Origin of the sequence: Rhodococcus sp. 06-418-5 (genome assembly GCF_002258285.1) — a bacterium.
Taxonomy (GTDB): Bacteria; Actinomycetota; Actinomycetes; order Mycobacteriales; family Mycobacteriaceae; genus Rhodococcoides.
In genome coordinates this window covers 329,127-346,244 of record NZ_NOYE01000008.1, presented here as the reverse complement: position 1 = coordinate 346,244, position 17,118 = coordinate 329,127, and the positions used below count along the sequence as shown (strand labels likewise).

Annotated in this window: 26 protein-coding genes; 17 read left to right on the top strand and 9 right to left on the bottom strand. The window is 62.9% G+C overall.

Translation table 11 applies throughout. From position 1 onward, the window contains the following. Positions 1–74: 74 nt before the first annotated feature. A complete protein-coding gene (gene lat, locus CH274_RS03405; protein ID WP_094656722.1) occupies positions 75–1,403 on the top strand; it encodes an L-lysine 6-transaminase in 1,329 nt (442 codons plus the stop codon). A 69-nt stretch (positions 1,404–1,472) separates the two neighbouring features. After that, positions 1,473–1,877, top strand: coding sequence for a hypothetical protein (locus tag CH274_RS03400; RefSeq protein ID WP_045197865.1), 405 nt, complete (start codon positions 1,473–1,475; stop codon positions 1,875–1,877). A gap of 1 nt (position 1,878) precedes the next feature. On the opposite strand, the gene CH274_RS03395 is transcribed toward CH274_RS03400, so the two are convergent. After that, complete coding sequence (locus tag CH274_RS03395; RefSeq protein ID WP_179275625.1) at positions 1,879–2,733, bottom strand: LysR family transcriptional regulator ArgP; 855 nt, start codon at positions 2,731–2,733, stop codon at positions 1,879–1,881. 75 nt (positions 2,734–2,808) lie between these two features. Between CH274_RS03395 and CH274_RS03390 the strand changes: the two genes are divergently transcribed. The 4 genes from CH274_RS03390 to CH274_RS03375 all read left to right on the top strand — a co-directional run bounded on the left by CH274_RS03390 (position 2,809) and on the right by CH274_RS03375 (position 4,816). Then, complete coding sequence (locus CH274_RS03390) at positions 2,809–3,426, top strand: LysE/ArgO family amino acid transporter (RefSeq protein ID WP_094656720.1); 618 nt, start codon at positions 2,809–2,811, stop codon at positions 3,424–3,426. A 106-nt stretch (positions 3,427–3,532) separates the two neighbouring features. Next, entirely contained in the window at positions 3,533–3,886 is a 354-nt protein-coding gene (locus CH274_RS03385; protein ID WP_032397050.1) for a PLD nuclease N-terminal domain-containing protein, read from the top strand. A 19-nt stretch (positions 3,887–3,905) separates the two neighbouring features. After that, positions 3,906–4,427 (top strand): mycothiol transferase, encoded by a 522-nt coding sequence (locus CH274_RS03380; protein ID WP_094656719.1) that lies wholly within the window; start codon positions 3,906–3,908, stop codon positions 4,425–4,427. Further along, the gene (locus CH274_RS03375; protein ID WP_032397048.1) at positions 4,424–4,816 is read left to right on the top strand and encodes a VOC family protein; all 393 of its coding nucleotides are present in this window, start codon (positions 4,424–4,426) and stop codon (positions 4,814–4,816) included. Before CH274_RS03380 ends, CH274_RS03375 begins: the two co-directional genes overlap by 4 nt. A gap of 4 nt (positions 4,817–4,820) precedes the next feature. On the opposite strand, the gene CH274_RS03370 is transcribed toward CH274_RS03375, so the two are convergent. Continuing rightward, the gene (locus CH274_RS03370) at positions 4,821–5,246 is read right to left on the bottom strand and encodes a VOC family protein (RefSeq protein ID WP_094628938.1); all 426 of its coding nucleotides are present in this window, start codon (positions 5,244–5,246) and stop codon (positions 4,821–4,823) included. After that, positions 5,227–5,604, bottom strand: a complete 378-nt coding sequence (locus CH274_RS03365) for a VOC family protein (RefSeq protein ID WP_094628940.1) — start codon at positions 5,602–5,604, stop codon at positions 5,227–5,229. Before CH274_RS03365 ends, CH274_RS03370 begins: the two co-directional genes overlap by 20 nt. 45 nt (positions 5,605–5,649) lie before the next feature. Between CH274_RS03365 and CH274_RS03360 the strand changes: the two genes are divergently transcribed. From CH274_RS03360 to CH274_RS03345, 4 genes are all read left to right on the top strand, one after another. Beyond that, positions 5,650–6,474: a helix-turn-helix transcriptional regulator gene (locus CH274_RS03360; protein ID WP_254923854.1), complete on the top strand. Its 825-nt coding sequence runs from the start codon at positions 5,650–5,652 to the stop codon at positions 6,472–6,474. A 117-nt stretch (positions 6,475–6,591) separates the two neighbouring features. Further along, a complete protein-coding gene (gene mraY / locus CH274_RS03355) occupies positions 6,592–7,662 on the top strand; it encodes a phospho-N-acetylmuramoyl-pentapeptide-transferase (RefSeq protein ID WP_094656718.1) in 1,071 nt (356 codons plus the stop codon). 16 nt (positions 7,663–7,678) lie between these two features. Beyond that, positions 7,679–7,891 (top strand): hypothetical protein, encoded by a 213-nt coding sequence (locus CH274_RS03350; protein ID WP_032397043.1) that lies wholly within the window; start codon positions 7,679–7,681, stop codon positions 7,889–7,891. A gap of 164 nt (positions 7,892–8,055) precedes the next feature. Further along, positions 8,056–8,511: a MarR family winged helix-turn-helix transcriptional regulator gene (locus tag CH274_RS03345; RefSeq protein WP_094656717.1), complete on the top strand. Its 456-nt coding sequence runs from the start codon at positions 8,056–8,058 to the stop codon at positions 8,509–8,511. A gap of 38 nt (positions 8,512–8,549) precedes the next feature. On the opposite strand, the gene CH274_RS03340 is transcribed toward CH274_RS03345, so the two are convergent. Beyond that, positions 8,550–8,744 (bottom strand): hypothetical protein, encoded by a 195-nt coding sequence (locus CH274_RS03340; protein WP_143546520.1) that lies wholly within the window; start codon positions 8,742–8,744, stop codon positions 8,550–8,552. Between the two features lie 34 nt (positions 8,745–8,778). Further along, on the bottom strand, positions 8,779–9,504 hold the full coding sequence (locus CH274_RS03335; protein WP_094656715.1) for a haloacid dehalogenase type II: 726 nt from the start codon (positions 9,502–9,504) through the stop codon (positions 8,779–8,781). A 369-nt stretch (positions 9,505–9,873) separates the two neighbouring features. On the opposite strand from CH274_RS03335, the gene CH274_RS03325 reads away from it, so the two are divergent. Both CH274_RS03325 and CH274_RS03320 read left to right on the top strand, forming a co-directional pair. Beyond that, entirely contained in the window at positions 9,874–10,203 is a 330-nt protein-coding gene (locus CH274_RS03325) for a cupin domain-containing protein (protein WP_218829194.1), read from the top strand. Further along, positions 10,200–10,661 (top strand): GNAT family N-acetyltransferase, encoded by a 462-nt coding sequence (locus CH274_RS03320; protein ID WP_179275624.1) that lies wholly within the window; start codon positions 10,200–10,202, stop codon positions 10,659–10,661. The genes CH274_RS03325 and CH274_RS03320 overlap by 4 nt, the downstream gene beginning before the upstream one ends. A 12-nt stretch (positions 10,662–10,673) precedes the next feature. Here the strand turns inward: CH274_RS03320 and CH274_RS03315 are convergent, their stop codons facing one another. Next, the gene (locus tag CH274_RS03315; protein ID WP_094656712.1) at positions 10,674–11,747 is read right to left on the bottom strand and encodes an aldo/keto reductase; all 1,074 of its coding nucleotides are present in this window, start codon (positions 11,745–11,747) and stop codon (positions 10,674–10,676) included. Positions 11,748–11,874: 127 nt separating this feature from the next. On the opposite strand from CH274_RS03315, the gene CH274_RS03310 reads away from it, so the two are divergent. The 3 genes from CH274_RS03310 to CH274_RS03300 all read left to right on the top strand — a co-directional run bounded on the left by CH274_RS03310 (position 11,875) and on the right by CH274_RS03300 (position 14,348). Continuing rightward, a complete protein-coding gene (locus CH274_RS03310) occupies positions 11,875–12,735 on the top strand; it encodes a helix-turn-helix transcriptional regulator (protein WP_094656804.1) in 861 nt (286 codons plus the stop codon). Positions 12,736–12,823: 88 nt separating this feature from the next. Then, positions 12,824–13,693, top strand: coding sequence for an AraC family transcriptional regulator (locus tag CH274_RS03305; RefSeq protein ID WP_094656711.1), 870 nt, complete (start codon positions 12,824–12,826; stop codon positions 13,691–13,693). A gap of 160 nt (positions 13,694–13,853) precedes the next feature. Then, positions 13,854–14,348 (top strand): hypothetical protein, encoded by a 495-nt coding sequence (locus CH274_RS03300; RefSeq protein WP_094656710.1) that lies wholly within the window; start codon positions 13,854–13,856, stop codon positions 14,346–14,348. A gap of 102 nt (positions 14,349–14,450) precedes the next feature. On the opposite strand, the gene CH274_RS03295 is transcribed toward CH274_RS03300, so the two are convergent. After that, positions 14,451–14,894, bottom strand: coding sequence for a MarR family winged helix-turn-helix transcriptional regulator (locus tag CH274_RS03295; protein ID WP_218829191.1), 444 nt, complete (start codon positions 14,892–14,894; stop codon positions 14,451–14,453). A gap of 59 nt (positions 14,895–14,953) precedes the next feature. Here CH274_RS03295 and CH274_RS03290 point away from each other — a divergent pair, with 59 nt between their 5' ends. Together CH274_RS03290 and CH274_RS03285 are read left to right on the top strand one after the other, a co-directional pair. Beyond that, positions 14,954–15,481 carry a phenolic acid decarboxylase gene (locus CH274_RS03290; protein ID WP_094656708.1) on the top strand — a complete coding sequence of 176 codons (528 nt, stop codon included), beginning with the start codon at positions 14,954–14,956 and terminating at the stop codon, positions 15,479–15,481. 1 nt (position 15,482) lies between these two features. Beyond that, positions 15,483–15,938, top strand: a complete 456-nt coding sequence (locus CH274_RS03285) for a DUF3237 domain-containing protein (RefSeq protein ID WP_094656707.1) — start codon at positions 15,483–15,485, stop codon at positions 15,936–15,938. A gap of 82 nt (positions 15,939–16,020) precedes the next feature. On the opposite strand, the gene CH274_RS03280 is transcribed toward CH274_RS03285, so the two are convergent. Both CH274_RS03280 and CH274_RS03275 read right to left on the bottom strand, forming a co-directional pair. Then, complete coding sequence (locus CH274_RS03280) at positions 16,021–16,452, bottom strand: PPOX class F420-dependent oxidoreductase (protein WP_094656706.1); 432 nt, start codon at positions 16,450–16,452, stop codon at positions 16,021–16,023. An 81-nt stretch (positions 16,453–16,533) separates the two neighbouring features. Next, a complete protein-coding gene (locus CH274_RS03275; RefSeq protein WP_218829190.1) occupies positions 16,534–16,953 on the bottom strand; it encodes a tetratricopeptide repeat protein in 420 nt (139 codons plus the stop codon). Positions 16,954–17,118 lie beyond the last annotated feature (165 nt).

Here is a 17,118-nt window from a genome sequence, read left to right as displayed (position 1 = left end):
GACGACGGTCACAACAGTATAATTTCCTGTCATATGGACTTGCTTACGGAATTGTAACGCGTATCTTCGTCTTCATGACGCAAGTATTACAGCGCACCGGAGTGACCATCGATGCCTCCAACGTCCGCGACGTGATCGGCGAACACCTGTTGGCCGACGGTTTCGAGTTGGTACTGGACCTCGATGCTTCGACCGGGTGCACCCTGGTCGACGCCAGAGACGGCACCCGCTATCTGGACCTGTTCACCTTCTTTGCGTCCAATGCGCTGGGCATGAACCATCCCGCTCTGATCAACGACCCGGAGTTTCGGGCCGATCTCATGCAGGCGGCGATGAACAAGCCCAGCAACTCCGACATCTACACCGTGCCCATGGCCCGATTCGTCGACACGTTCGCGCGGGTTCTCGGTGACGCTCGCCTACCCCACCTGTTCTTCGTCGAGGGCGGAGCACTGGCGGTGGAGAACGCGTTGAAGGTCGCCTTCGACTGGAAGTCACGGTGGAACGAGCGCAACGGCATCGATCCCTCGTTGGGCTCGCAGGTGATGCACTTCGAACACGCATTCCACGGACGCTCGGGCTACACGATGTCGCTGACCAACACCGACCCGAACAAGGTCGCCCGCTTCCCGAAATTCGACTGGCCGCGCATCCCGTCCCCCTTCATCAGATCCGACGCGAACATGGACGAACTCGAGGACACATCGCTGGCGGCAGCCCGCATGGCGTTCGAGGCCAATCCGCACGACATCGCTTGCGCCATCATCGAACCCATCCAGGGCGAGGGTGGAGACCATCACTTCCGGCCGCGCTTCCTGCAGAAGCTGCGCGAGCTGTGCCACGAGTTCGACGCGCTGTTCGTGATGGACGAGGTGCAGACCGGTGCCGGAATGACCGGCACCGCATGGGCATTCCAGCAGCTGGGCGTCGTCCCCGATGTCGTCGCCTTCGGTAAGAAGGTTCAAGTCTGCGGCGTCATGGCCGGCGGTCGCGTCGACGACATCGACGACAATGTCTTCGCTGTCAGCTCCCGCATCAACTCGACGTGGGGTGGCAACCTCACCGACATGGTGCGGTCGCGTCGAATTCTGGAAGTGGTCGAGTCCGAGAAGCTCATCGACCGCGCCGGTGAGCTCGGAGCAGTGCTGTTGAACATGTTGCAGGAGTTGGCAACTCGACACACGATTGTATCCGAGGTCCGTGGACGCGGGCTGATGTGCGCCTTCTCCCTGCCCGACGCCTCCACCCGCGACCGAGTGATCGAGCTGTTGCGCACCGAGGAACATGTACTGGCACTCGGCTGCGGCGACGCGGCAGTGCGATTCCGCCCTGCACTGACGATCACCGAAACCGAGCTGACCCAGGCCGTCCAGTCCATCGACCGGGTGCTGAGGATGCTCTGACATTGTCAGGTAACTCTTGACAACATGGTCGGCCTGCTGTCAGGCTTTTCCTGACACAGGAGGTCGGTCATGGATCCCATCACCCTCGCAGCCGAGGCTGATATCACCGCTGCAACGCGGGCGGTCGTAACAGCGGCAGCCACCGAAGCGGGCCGTATCGCAGACGAGATCATCGGCACCGGTCCGCTGCCGGGCACCCCGGAATGGGAGGCCGATCAATCTTCCGATCTGCCTGCACGACGGAGTCTCGCGTGGCATCTACTCAGCCTGCGCGTGCAACTGGCGGCAGGCCTGGACGGCATCGAAACCGTGGTGGTGCTCCGGGTTCAGGGTGCAACGTGGGCGACGATCGGGACGGCCGTCGGCATGTCGCGGCAATCCGCGCACGAGCGGTGGGGTGCCCGCTCGGCGGCGATTCTCGATCCGGTCGGCGACGGTCTGCCCGAGATCGTGCCGAACGACAGTCCGGCCTGAATCACAACAACATTCGCTCTGCGCCCTCTGCCACGGCATCGGCTGCTCGTTGGAGTGCGGCAGACGACAGCGACCACTGCTGCCAATACAGCGTCACGTCGTCGATTCCGTTGTCGTCGAAGCACATCAGCGTCTCGCGGGCCTGAAGATCGGGAATCATGCCCCAGCCGAAGCCGAGGTCGACGGCCCGTGCGTAATCCGAGGACGCAGGCACCAGATGTCTCGGCGGCTCATGCGGTTCGACATCGAATCGCTGTAAGTAGTTGTCCTGCAACCGGTCGTCGGCATCGAACACCACCACCGGCGCGGAGCGCAAGGCCTCTGCCGTCACTCCTGCGGTGAACCACCGTTCGATGAACTCGGGTGTGGCCGACGGCCGGTAGCGCATCGCACCGAGGCGTCGGACGGTGCAGCCACGAACCGGATCGGCAACGGACGTTATTGCGGCAGAGACGATCCCGTCGTGCAGCAACTGCGCCGTCCGGTCCTGATCCTGTCGATGCAGATCGAAGGTGGTGTTGCGCGCCAGTGAAGAGAGCGCGGGCAACACCCAGGTCGCCATCGAATCCGCATTGACGGCGAGCGAAATCGGCGCGGCGACGCCGTCGTCACTCAGTTCGGCACGAGTCTGCTCGGTGAGAGTGTCGATCTGGCGCGCCAGACGCAGCACTGCGACGCCCGACTGAGTTGCGACCACCGGCTTGCTCCGCTGGACCAGAGTCCGGCCGAGTGATTGCTCCAGTGACTTGATGCGCTGACTGACCGCCGAGGGCGTCACGTACAGCGCGCGGGCCGCGGCTTCGAACGTTCCGTTGTCGACCACGGCCCTCAGGGCTCTGAGCTGCTCGATTTCCATCAGATGAAGCTACGCTAATTGTTCCTGAAATACATTCGCTGGACCTAATGACGGCTCGCTCCTAACGTTGCCGTCATGACCTCCCTTGCGGCCGCACAATCGACCCTCACCGGACTGGGCGTCGGACTTTCCCTCATCGTCGCCATCGGAGCGCAGAACGCCTTCGTGCTGCGCAAGGGGCTGCAACGAGCCCACGTCTTACCGGTGGTCGCGGTGTGCGCACTGTCCGATGCGGTCCTCATCCTGGCCGGGGTGGCTGGAATCGGCGTCCTCGTGGATCGATTTCCCGTGGCTCTGCGGATCGTGACCGTCCTGGGTGCTCTGTTTCTCCTCGTCTACGGTCTGATGGCGTTGAACCGCGCCCGAACGCCCGCTTCCATGACCTCCCAGGTGGAGGGAACGGGTTCGCTGATCGCCGCCCTTGCCACCTGCCTGGCCCTGACCTGGCTCAATCCGCATGTCTACCTCGACACCGTGGTGTTTCTCGGGTCGATCGGCAACCGACAGCCGGGGGACTTGAGGTGGTGGTTCGCCGTCGGCGCGATGCTGGGCAGCGTCCTGTGGTTCACCGCCCTGGGCTACGGATCACGGGTGCTCAGTCCGCTGTTCGCCAAGCCCGCGGCGTGGCGAGTACTCGACCTCGGCATCGGAACGATGATGCTCACCCTGGCTGCTCTGCTGGTTTTCGGCTGAGCCACGACACTCGAGACGTTCGCAGCACTTGATCGGTGGTACAACGAGTGATCTGATAGTCGCGAAAGACCGACCGCACGGTCTCGAAAAGACTGGAGGATTCTCCGTGCCGTACCTCGGCCTGCTGATCATGCTGCTGTCGATCTTCTGTTTGATCGACGTCATCACCGCCGACGATTCGAGAATCCGGCACCTCCCGAAGATCGTCTGGCTGCTGCTCGTCATCGTTCTGCCACTCGCCGGGTCCATTGCGTGGCTCATCGTCGGTCGGCCCGAGAACGGCGGCATCTGGGGTGGCAGCGGTGCACCGCGTACTGCGTCGGCCTATCCCGAGTACGACGCAAGACCCGGACGGGCCGTCGCCCAGTCGCAGGAAAGCGACGAGGAGTTCCTACGCCGCTGCCGCGCCCGCGCCGAGGAGCAGCGTCGCATCGCCCGCGAACAGCGCAAGAGCGAATGAGCCGACAACTAGAGAAGCCATGGCCAAGCTGACGACGTTTCCCGAACCGAACTCCGCCCTCTCCGATCCCGCCGACCTGTTTCGCGATTATCTGCGCTTCTATCGCGGCGAGTTGGTTCGGCGCATCACTGCACTGAGCAGCGATGCCCTGACCAGTACAACCGTCCCGTCCGAGTGGACCCCTGTGCAAATGCTGACCCATCTGGTGCACATGGAGCAGCGCTGGTTCGTCTGGGGATTTCTCGGCAGGGCAGTCGACGCGCCGTGGGGTGACGAGAAAGACGGCTCCTGGCATGTGCCGGCCGAAGGGGACGCCGAGACCCTGCTGACCAGGCTCGACGACGGTGCCCGGCTCACCGAAGAAGTACTGAGCACACATCGGATGGACGAATTGGCAACTCTCGGTGGAAGATTCACCGATGAGCGGCCGACTCTGATCTGGATCTGCTTCCATGTACTCCAGGAATACGCCCGTCACCTCGGCCACCTCGACGTCGCAGTCGAACTGGCCGGCGGGCCGAGAGGTGAGGGACCGGCATGAGAATCAACATCACCAGCGTCTTCGTCGACGATCAGAGCAAAGCGCTGACGTTCTACACCGAGGTACTGGGATTCGTCGTCAAGCACGACGTAGCAATGGGTGGCCCCGATCGTTGGCTCACGGTCGTCTCGCCGCAGGATCCTGAAGGCACCGAGTTGCTGCTCGAGCCCAGCGGTCATCCCGCAACCGCACCGTTCAAGGACGCACTGTTCGCGGACGGCATCCCGTTCACACAGTTCGCGGTGGACAGTGTTGCAGCAGAATACGATCGGCTCATCGGCCTGGGCGTTCGGTTCACTCAGCAGCCCACCGAGATGGGCCCGGTGATCACTGCGGTGTTCGACGACACCTGCGGCAACCTGATTCAGATCATCGCTCCGTCGAGCTGACGCCTCAGAGGTTCGCGTACAGATCGACGGTGGTGCCGTCGGGATCGTGTACGACGGCATAACGCTGCCCCCAGAACGCATCCCACGGCTGCAGGTGTCCGGTGTACCCCGCCTCGGTCACCGCTGCCCACGCCGCGTCCACTCCGGCGGCGGAACCGCAATCGAACGCGAGCGCGACGCGGTGGCCCCCGCTGGGCGGCGTCCACGTCGGATCGAACGACGTGATGGTGGACGGCAGGTCGAACAGCAACCTGACGCCGCCGAGGTCGACCTCTACGTGCTGCTCGGCATCGGCGTCGGCCGGAATGTCCAGTCCCAGAACGCGATAGAACGCCAGAGCTGCGGCCATATCGGCGACGACGATCTCGATTCCTGCCAGACGTGGTTTCACGACGACAAGGCTAGCCGTGTCAGCCCCAGTTCGCGGCATTGGTCAGACAGAACGGATGCCCGGCCGGATCCAGCAGCACCCGCCAGGTATCGCCCGGCTGGTCCTCGGGCAGCGTCGCACCCAGCTCCACCGCAGCCGACGCCGCGACATCGAGGTCATCGACCGCCAGATCGAAGTGAAACTGCTTGCTGCCGTTGGCGTTGGGCCACGACGGCGGTTGGTAATCGTCGACGCGACCGAATCCGAGCGCGCTGCTCGGACCCTGCAGCATCGCGTAGTCCTGCTCCGCGTGCACAACGCTCCAGCCCAGCAACGACGACCAGAATTCCGCGCTGGCCGTAGGGTCGGCACAGTCCAGGGTGACCATCTTCAGCGTGGCAACGGGTGTCTGGGTCATGGTGTTCTCCTTTTCGTGTCGGACCAGGCTCCTACACTGACGCGCGTGCCGGATAGGAAAAACGCGACAGCCACCCAGTCCGGCGTCCTGCGGCCGGATCAGCTGGCTCGGTATGTCGATCTGACAAGGCTGCCGTGTGCAGCGGCGTTGGAACCGTGGGTCGAGAACTACTGGCAGCTGCGATGGGATCTGCCGTCGGACATCTCGTATCGCAGCTCGACGCTCCCACACCCGGCCTGCACGTTGAGCGTCGAGCACGGCTGGACCCGGGAAGGCGTCGTCGAACCGGTGGTCGTGACGGGCGTGCTCACCCGTCGCTTCGACGTCGTGCTCGCCGAATCCGGTTGGGTTTTCGGGGTCAAGTTCCGTCCCGGCGGCTACGCGAGTTTCACCGGAACCGTGGCCCGAAATCTGCGCGACGTCTCGGTCGCGCCGCCGACCCCGTTCCGAGCCGAGACCGTTGCTGCACTGGCCGAGCTGGGAGGACATCTCAATGCCGACCACTGCCGAACCGTCGTCGACTCGGTTCTCGCGCCCTATGCCCGTGACGTGGAACCGGAGTACCGGACCGTCCTGGACATCATCACGACGATGCTGCGCGACCGGACGCTGGTTCGCGTCGCACAGGTGGAACAGCGGTGCGCAATCGGCACTCGTCGATTGCAACGGCTGTTCGAGCGCTACGTCGGTGCGACGCCCAAGTGGGTGCTCGGGCGGTATCGGATTCACGACGCTGTCAGTGAGCTCGACAACGGCTACTCGGGTCCGCTGGCAGACCTGGCCGCGCGATACGGCTGGTTCGACCAGGCTCACTTCACTCGGGAGTTCACCGAACTGGTCGGAATGCCGCCGAGCGCCTACCAACCCTGAGTAACGCCTTCGTCACGCAATGCGACTTTTGCGGATTCGTTTGGCACAGTATCCCGCGGTGCTCGACGAGCATCTCGGTGAGGAACAGCAGCACAGAGGAAGAGTGGGCTTCAACGCATGATCAACATTCTCATCGCCGGTGGAATCGCGTTGGCGGTCTCGATTCTGTTGACTCCATTTCTCATCGCGCTGTTCACCCGGCAGGGATTCGGCCAGGAGATCCGTGTCGAGGGTCCGGCAAGTCACCACGCCAAGCGAGGAACGCCGACGATGGGCGGCGTCGCGATCATCGTCGGCCTGTGGGCCGGTTACCTCGGCTCCCACCTGGTGACGATGGGCGGTGACGGACCGTCGGCTTCGGCGCTGTTGATACTCGCTCTTGCGACGGCACTCGGAATCGTCGGATTCCTAGACGACTACATCAAGCTCCGCATGAAGCGGAGCCTCGGACTCAAGGCGACCGGCAAGTACGTCGGGCAGATCAGTGCAGCGGTGATCTTCGCCGTGCTGGCTCTGCAGTTCCGCAATGGGAACGGGCTGACTCCGGGCAATGTCGAACTGTCGCTGGTACGCCAGTCCACGTTCTTCACCATGGCCCCGATCGTCTTCGTGCTGTTCTGTGTCTTCCTGGTCGTCGCCTGGTCCAATGCGGTCAACCTCACCGACGGTCTCGACGGCTTGGCCGCAGGATCGATGACACTCGTCCTCGGCGCGTACACGGTGATGACGTTCTGGCAGTACCGGCAATCCTGCGCAACCAACTCCGTGGCCGGGTGCTACCAGGTGCGCGATCCACTCGACCTCGCCGTCGTCTGCGCGGCTGCCGCGGGTGCCTGCATCGGATTCCTCTGGTGGAACGCAGCTCCGGCGAAGATCTTCATGGGCGACACCGGCTCACTCGCCCTCGGCGGACTGCTCGCAGGCCTGTCGATCGTGAGCAAGACCGAACTGATCGCCCTCGTCTTCGGAGCCCTGTTCGTCGCCGAGAGTGCCTCCGTCGTCATCCAGGTCGCGTCGTTCAAGAGCACCGGAAAGCGACCGTTCCGCATGGCACCCATCCACCACCATTTCGAGCTGGCCGGCTGGGCGGAAACGACGGTCATCATCCGACTGTGGCTGTTCGCTGCCATCGCGTCGGCACTGGGGCTCGGGTTGTTCTACAGCGAGTTCCTCGCCGCCGTCGGCTGACCTCTACGATTCTGGGATGACTGACGAACTGTCTCCGGTTGCCAAGGTCGACGCTCTCGCCGCCGAACTCGAGCAACTCGATGCTCGACGCGTCGCCATCGGGGTCGAACTCGTCAATCTTCAATTCGGTCTCGACGGAGACGCCAAAATCCGCGCGACGGAGGTCTTCCACAGCGACTACCTGGGCCGACTCTTCGCACTGGTCGACCAACTGCGCACCGACGAATAAGGCTTCAGGGCGCGACCATGCAGCCCGGGCCGAGCGGAGTGGCCGGGTGAACTTGTGGCCGAGAACTACCGGCGTGCTGAAGTACGGACTCGTTCGTGTAGTCCTGAACATCGACCCACGGGCCACTTGACCTCAAGCTCGGTTCAGGTTTTAGGGTCAGCCTCATGACAACGACAACCAGCAGACCGATGCAGCCGCCAGAGCGACAGCCCATCGGGTTCTGGACCGCGCGAGCCGGGGAAGCCATTAGAGCGCGGACCCGCGGCGCGCTGCACGACATAGGCGTCACACAACCCGAATGGTGGCTCCTACATCAGATCTCGCTGCATCCCGCGGGAGCCGATCGCGCCGAGACGATCGAGAAGATCGGTCACAACGACACCCCGGAGGTCATCGTCGAGGCCATCGACTCCGCGGAGTACAAAGGTTGGATCGTGGAATCGAATTCACGTCTGACGTTCACCCCGGACGGTCGCGACGTGTTCCGGCGCGCAGCCGATCTCCAGAACTTGCTGCAGGAGGAGCGCATGAGGGGCATCAGTGAGGCCGACTTCGTGACCACCATCGAGGTCCTGCAACGAACGATCGAGAACGTCGGAGGCAACGCCTGGCATTGGTGACGATCAGGCGGTGCGGGCCACCTCGCACGGGATCCGGGTTACCCTCGCGCCCTCGACATCAGCGCGCCGACAACGAAGCCGAGGACTGCACCCAGAACCGGCAAACCGACGACAAGGGCGGCCATGAGCCCGGGCATACCCAGGAACTCCGAGTACTGCGAATCATCGCCGACGAACGCGTAATTCACTCGACGCGGTGCGCCCGTCCACAGGACGATACCGATAGACGCCAAGAGACCGAGTGAGAACCCGATCGAAGCGCAGACCTTACGCATTCGAGCGGGCCTCGCGGGCCGCTGCTGCGAATGCGGCCATGCTCGGGAATTTCATGTCGACGCTGTATTGCTCGGACGGCTCCGGTGTTGCGCCCCATCCGGGGCGATCGTGTCGCCGATCGATCCACACCGAGGCGATGCCGTGCCGTTTCGCCGGTACGTGATCGTGGAACGGGCTCTGTGCAACATGGAGTAGCCGTGATCGTGGAACACCCAGCGTCTCGAGGACTCCATCGAGCGCGTCGAAGTGGTTGTCGGCCGGTTTGTAGGCCTTGACGTCCTCCGCGGTCACGATGGCATCGAACTGCACGCCGAGCCGGCGGTTGCTACCTGCGAAACCGTCGCGGTGCACATTGGACAGTATGACGAGCTTGTAGCTCTCACCGAGGGACGCCAAGGCGTCGGCGGAGTCCTCGAATGCCGGCCAGTCCGAAACGGAGGCCCCGAGCTTGTCCGCCCACTCGGCCGATACAGGTATTCCCAATGCGCGCCCGGTCTGCGCGAAAGCATCGGCGAGTATCCGCGGGTACAGCGCAGAGGGTGAATCCCGCTGCGCCTGAGATTCGTTGACGCCGTGCATCTCGAGAAGCTCGTCGTCGGACAGCGGCGAACCGGCCTGCTGCGCCCATGGTCTGAGCACCTCGAGAATGCCCGCTTCCCAATCGATCAGCGTTCCGTAGCAATCGAAGCTCAGGACGTCGTAGTCGGCGAGATTCATGCGGCCGGTCCTCCTTGCGACAATTCGATGACGGCCGACTGTTCGTGCCGATACCGTGTTCAGGTCACCAGCAGCCTACTGCTCTTCGTCTGTTCTCGAGCGTCCGACCGTCGCTGCGACCGCCGGATCGGATGCCGACCGATTCGAGATCAAACGTGTTGCGCAGCAGATGTATCGGGTTGTTCACCGTGGTCCCGTCCGGGAAAGTGTCGGGCGGGGTGAGCTCGTTCGCAGCGATCCGTGCGGACCGTCGCCGGGTCACGACGCAGGTAGAATTTCACCGAGCCGACTCGATCGACGACGAAGGGCAGCCCTGTGAGCATCGACCGCGACAGTGCCGACAGCAACAAACGCAATGTCGACGACGCACTGAACAAGATCGACAAGCCCTGGCAGCCTCACCGACTCGTCAGCGTCGACGACTACGACGTGAAGGTCGTCAAGCTGCTCGGCGAATTCGTCTGGCACACACACCCGGACACCGACGAGATGTTCTTCGTCCACAGTGGGGAACTGATCATCCAGCTGCGCGACCGGGACGTCGTTCTCGGACCTGGTGATGTCTTCGTCGTCCCGGCAGGCGTCGAGCACTGTCCCAAGGCCGTCGAGGAGGTGTCGGCGCTGCTGTTCGAGAGGGCGGGCACCGTCAACACCGGGGATGTCGGCGGAGAGATGACTTCGCAAGTCCACGAGTTGTGACTCGACTGAAGCTGCGCGCTGCTGTCCCGTCCGACGCCGATTTTCTCTTCTCGATGGCGTCGGACCCGGAGGTCGTCCGATCGGTCGGTGATGGAAAACCCTGGAGTAGAGACTATTTCGATGGTCGTTTCTCATGTGCCCTGAACGCCGAGGACACCCGAACGCCGGACGTGCCGAGGTGGTTCATCGGCACCGCCGAGGATCGACACCCCGTCGGCTTGCTCAGCCTGACTCGACGGTCGGATCACATCGAAGTCGGGTACTGGGTGCATCCGACCCAATGGGGTCGTGGCTACGGCGGCGAACTGATCGACCTCGCGCGGGATCACACGGATGGTCTCCCGATGGCGGCGCAGGTGTATCCGGCCAACAGTGCCTCACGTCGGGTGCTCGAGCGTGCCGGGTTCACACTCGTCGACGACGGTGATCCCATGATCTTTCGATGTCCTCCGACGTAAGGATTCTCCGGTTCACCAGGTCCTGATGGGACGGGGCCGAACCGAGGTGCGGCCGGTGGTGACGCCGCTCACCATCGGTCGCATCAGGAATTCGTGCGGAAACCCCAGGTCGATAACGCTGGCTGCGTGCAGCGCATCGAGGTGGGAGTCGTCGAGGGTGACATCGAGCGCAGAGATGTTCTCCTGCAACTGTTCCGGAGTACGCGCGCCGATCAGCGAGCTGACGACCGACGGATGCCTGAGCGTCCATGCCAGCGCCACCTGAGCCGCGGACGCCCCGAGTTCGCGTGCGACACCGACGACGGCGTCCGCGACTGCGAGCCCCCGCGTGGTCAGCGTGCCGTTCGCCTTGGCGTGATCGCGACGGGTTCCCACTGGGCTGTCCGAGCCCGCCGTCGCAAGGTCTGCGGCAGAGTATTTGCCCGTCAACACGCCACCGCCGAGGGGAGCCCAAGGAATCACACCGAGGCCCAAACTCGCTGCCATCGGCAACAATTCCCGCTCGGTTGTTCTCTCGATCAAGCTGTACTCCACCTGAAGTGCCGCGAACGGCGGCCACCCGCGCAATTCCGCGGTGGTCTGCATTCGCGCGACTTCCCATGCCGGTGTGTCCGAAATTCCTATGTACAGAACCTTTCCCGAACGGACCAGCTCACCGAGCGAAGCGATGATCTCGTCACTCGGCGTCATACGGTCCCACGCGTGCACATACAGCAGGTCGATGTAGTCGGTACCGAGATTCCTCAGGCTTGCTTCGACGGACCCGCGGAGACTCTTTCTACCGCCCCCACCTGCGTTCGGATCCGACGGATCACGCGTCGCCGCGTATTTCGTCGCGACGACGACCGAATCGCGGCGGCCCCGGAGAAATGTACCCAGGTACCGCTCCGACTGTCCGTCGGTGTAGATGTTGGCGGTGTCGACCATGTTTCCGCCGGCGTCGAGGTAGGCGTCGAAGATTTTCCTCGAGTTTTCCTCGTCAGCACCCCAACCCCACGCATCGCCGAATGTCATGGTTCCCAGCGACAGCGGTGAAACTCGCAGACCGGAGCGGCCCAGCAGTCGGTAGTCGTCCAAACGTGTCATCGGTCATGTCTCCTTCGTGTCCGGTCCCACTCACCGTCCTGGAACCGAGGGGGAACGGAAAGGACCAGATCATCCTGGGAAGAGCGGTACCAGGCCGATCGCGCCCGAGTGCCCTACCGTGGATCGGGTGAGCGGGCACCTGGGTCGAGACGAACTGGCGGCATTTCTGCGCGCCAGGCGCGAGGCGCTGATCCCGTCGGACGTCGGTCTACCACCTCGGATAGGGGCATCACGTACGCCCGGTCTGCGGCGTGAGGAGGTCGCTGCGTTGGCCGGTGTGAGCGTGGATTACCTCGTTTGTCTCGAACAGGCACGTGATGTCAGGCCGTCCGCCCAAGTGGTGCAGTCACTGTCGAATGCGCTGAAGTTGTCTGCTGATCAGACGGGCTACCTGTTCACGCTCGCCGGCCATCGCGCACCCGACCGACCCGCCGTCCAGCAGGTGCCCGACGGCATCCGAGCGTTGATCGACGACATCGGTCCGCTGCCGGCGATGGTACTCAACCACCGACTCGACATCCTCGCCGCGAACGACACCATGGCCGCACTCCTCCTCGACATCGACGAACGCCCGGTGTCGGAGCGCAATGTTCTACGAATGTGTTTCCTGGACAGACGATTCGACGGATTCTACGAGGCACGCGACGACGTCGTCCGAGGCGCGGTGGCAGACCTGCGTGCCGCATGGGTGAACCACTCTCACGACCAGGAGCTCGCCGCCTCGATCGACGAACTCGAACGAGGCAGCGCAGAATTCGCCCGCTACTGGCAGTCCCGTGAAGTGTCGGTGCGCAGCCGCGGTGACAAACCGATGCGACATCCGCTCGTCGGACCGGTGACCGTGACGTTCGATGTCCTCACTCCACTCGGCGACCCTGATCTACGTTTGATCGTCTACCGGCCTGTCGATGCGCAATCTCGTTCTGCGCTGGACGAACTCGGCCGGTTGCGCTCTCATCGAAAGCAGCGGCACCTGCGCATGATCTGAATCCGACCTTTCGCGGCACCGAAAGTCGAGACTCCATCGGTCCAGTGCTCCTATCGTTTCGGGCAGAACGAAGGAAGGTCACCGGCACATGCTCGAACGATGGAACGCAGCACTCGACTACATCGAGAAGAACCTCGACCGCGAGATCGATCCGACCGAACTCGCTCGGATCACCCTCACATCGGAATATCACTTTCGACGCGTGTTCTCGGCGCTCGCCGGACTACCACTGTCGCACTACATCCGACAACGCCGAATGACGCTGGCAGCAGCCGACATTCTCGACGGACAGGGCGTACTCGACGTGGCGACCAAATACGGATACACCGCGGACGCGTTCACCCGCGCCTTCCGAGACCTGCACGGCATCACACCATCTCGAGCACGCCGCCCCGGAGCCATCCTTCGTTCCAGACAAGCAGTGACATTTCACCTGACCATCGAAGGACGAAGCACCATGCGATACCGCATCACCGACCTGCCCGCATTCCACATCGTCGGCAAAACCACCCGAATCCCACTCCGATTTCACGGCGAGAACACCGCCATGACCGAATTCCACCGAAACCTGGCCCCCGGAACCGGCGACGAACTGCGCTTACTTGCCGACCTGCCCGAACTCCCCGACATTCTCTTCGTCAGCGACGGCTTCGAACCCGAACGCGAGGACGGCAGTCTCTTCGACTACTACTTCGCAGTTGCAAGCACGTCGGCCGGAACACCCGACTGGGACACCCTCGCCGTGCCCGCATCGACCTGGGCGGTATTCGAGACGAGCAGCAACACCGCACTCGCCCCCGCACTCCAACAACTCTGGGCCGACGCCTTCAGCGAATGGTTCCCCTCCAACCCCTACGAAACAATCCCGGGACCGGAAATCCTGACCGTCACCGAAGCCTCCCCCGACTGGTCCTCGGGAGCGGGAGAACTATGGCTCCCCATCCAACGAAATCCATAGCCGTCCTCATCTCCTCCCCTCCCGGCGCTGCCCCCGTTTGACCACTCAATGTGACGTTCAGTGGCCTTTTCGGGGGTCAATGTCACATCGAGTGGACTGCTGGAGGGAGCCCAGCGCACGGCCGATCGGTCTCGGCCGTCGTGATCGGTAGTCTGACGACATGTTGGCCTGCCGACGAGAGGGGTTGCGTCGGCGATATCTGTCGCTGGGGATCGGCGAGCTGGTCGCAGCCGTAGTCTTCCTGACGCTTGCCCTCACCATGGCGATACCGCGGCTCGACGACCGACAAGACCGTCTCGCGTTGTGGTCCGCCCTTGTTCCGTTGCTCGTCGTGCTCGTACAAGCGGGGGTCTACTGGCTGCTGGCGCGTTCCTGGGTCGAAAACCACCCGATGCCCGTCTTCCTACGCGGGACCTACCGGGTGTGTCGAATCGTCGACGTCGCGTTGCTCGCTGCCGGGTTGGTGGGCATCATCGTATGGCTTCCCGCCGGGATCGGTGCGGCTCTCGCCGTCGTCGCGGTATGGCTCTTCGGAGTCATCGAGTTCGTCAACTACTTCGTCGTCCGGCTTTCCTATCCCGTACGCCATTGGCTGTCGACTGTTCGTCAGCTGCGCACTCCTCGATTGGTTCGCGACATGAACACTGTTGCCTGACTCCGCCGACGGCGTTCCCGGTAGACACTCGATGTGACATTCAGTGGACTTTTCGGCAGTCAATGTCACATCGAGTGGACTGCGGTCGACTGGGCGAAACGTTCAGGACGATCGACGAGACAGGATTTCCGTGATGTCGGCCAGAGCAGGGATTGCCGCAGAGAGTGCTCGACGGCTGTCCACGGTCAGCTCGTCGAGTGCGTCGGAAAGGACCTGCGAGCTGACTGCGTCGTATTCGGTGAGGAGGCGGAGGGCCTTGGTCGACGCCGTCAGGGTCGCTCCCCGGAGGTCGTTCGACGAGATCGATCGTTCGACGAGACCCGCGTCGACCATTGCCTTGATCAGGTTGCTCACGGTGGAGCGAGCGAGGTTCAGATGTGCCGCAAGGACGCCGGGGCTCATCGACGGCTTGTCGACCAGCGCCCTCATCACCTCGACGTGCGAGTCGGGGAGGTCAGGCAAGTCCGCGGCCTCGCGGGTCGCGCGGAGCAGCGAGCGTCGCAGCGGCCCCAGTTGTCGCCCGAGTTCGATTGCGGAGGAGTGCATCGTTCGATGATCGCACATGTAGTTTTGCCGCAAACATAGTTTTGTGACAAAATGTCCTTATGGATATAGAGACCTCGGTTCAGAATCCGGTCCCGAATCAGGACCTCAGCGGCATCGTCGGGCACCGCTTCATCTACACGTACGCGAACGGCTGGCAGTACGAGATGTACGTCAAGAACGCTACGACGATCGACTACCGCATCCACACCGGCATGGTCGGTGGTCGATGGGTCAAGGACCAGGAAGTCGATCTGGTCCAACTCGATGACGACGTCTACAAGATCTCATGGAACGAGCCCACCGGAACATCCGTCGTCGTCAACGTCATTCCCTGCAAGCGGCGTCTGCACGGCACGATCTTCTTCCCTCAGTGGATCGAGCTGGACGGTACGAAAACTGTTCTGTACCAAAATGACCATCTCGACGAGATGCGCGCCTACCGTGATGCCGGACCGACCTACCCCATTTACGTGGTCCCCGAATTCGCCCGAATCACTCTGTTCGAGCACGTCGGCATCGACGACGAGACCATCGTGTCGGTCGCGCCCAGCGATCTGCCCGACGGATTCGCCGACCGAACGAACTGACGTGGGCCCCGAGCTGATCTTCGTCGCACATCTGTCGGTAACCGTGGGCGAACCGATCGACTTGGGCGAGGTGGTCGATGGTCACCGCCGAATTGTGCCGATCCTCGGCGGGACCGTCGAGGGCCCCCTACTGCGCGGCCGAGTCCTGCCCGGCGGAGCGGATCACCAGATTCTCCGCACACCCACACTCACAGAACTGGACGCCCGATACGCCCTCGAGACCGATGCGGGCGAACGAGTCGCCGTACACAACATGGGCATACGAAGTGGTGCCGAAGAGGACATCGACGCACTTGTCCGCGGCGAAGATGTGCCCGCCGATCGCGTCTACTTCCGAAGCCAGCCGCGCCTGTCCTCCGCCGCAAGCCGCCTCGCATGGATGAACGAACGACTGTTTCTCGGATCCGGCAGACGACTGCCGAACTCGATCGAACTGGACATCTATCAGATCACCTGACCGACGTTATTCCGCGCAAACAATGTGACATTCGGTGGCCTTTCGGGCAGTCAATGTCACGTCGAGTGGACGGGGAGGGGTGTCAGGCCATCGATTGGCCGTAGACGTGGGTCACCGAGATAGTTACCAGAACTCGTCGGTCGGCGACCATGACTGCTCGGTATTCGTTCCAATCAGGGTGCTCACCGGCCGCAGCGCGGTAGTAGTCGACCAGTGCCTCGACTTCGGGGCTGTTCGGTGACGATCCCGGACCGGTGAGGGTGACGGTGCCCTCCGCCGTCGCCCATGCCCTACCGTCGGGACTGGTCACTTCGAGTGCGGCGCGAGGGTCTCGACGCAAGTTGGCCGTTTTCGCTCGTCCTTCGGTGACCGAGATCGTGATGGTGCCGGCTGCTCGGTCGTAGAACGGCGTCACCGGCGAGAGCTGCGGTATTCCGCTGGCCTTGATGGTGGCGAGCACGCCGATTCGGCTCTGCTCGAGGAGCACATGTGGATCGTTGGAGCTACCGGTCATGGATTTCCCTCGGTCGTCGAAAACAGTGTTCACGATTTCAACGGGGAACGCCGTCGACGACGCGGTTGTTCCGGTCCGAGCTCACGGGTGTCTGTGATCGAACAACTCCGACGCGTAGGCCCCGATTGCTCGACGGTATCTCCCCAGGCCCGGGTCTGCGGCATGCAATGCGTTCCGCAAAGCCTGCACACCGTCTCCCTTGTCCCACAGTGCGAGTGCCACGAATGCATCTCGCGCAGGCAAGTATTCGGTGGAGAACTCGAACTCGAGGAGCACTCCCAACGCGTCGTCCTGTCTGCCCACGTTGCGCAGCGAGCTCGCCAGTTGAATCCGAGCCTGGTTCTCTCTGTCGACATCGAGTCCCTGGGACAACGACGCCTCGTACAGCGGGACGGCCGCGGATTCGTTGCCCAGGAAGTCTTCGACGGAAGCTCGCTCGAACGATGCACGTGCGTCGGAACACGCTCCAGGGGAGAGCAATTGGTCGATTTGAATCCTCATACCAACGGGATCTGTGTCGTCCGCGGCGCTCCAGAATTCGGCCATTCGATCATCCCAACTCAGCATGGAATCGATCGTCCACGATGCTACGGCCTACCGCCACTGCTGCGTTCTTCGGCGAATGCATGGCTCTCGATACACGAGCGATGCACCCGGAGAAGTCGG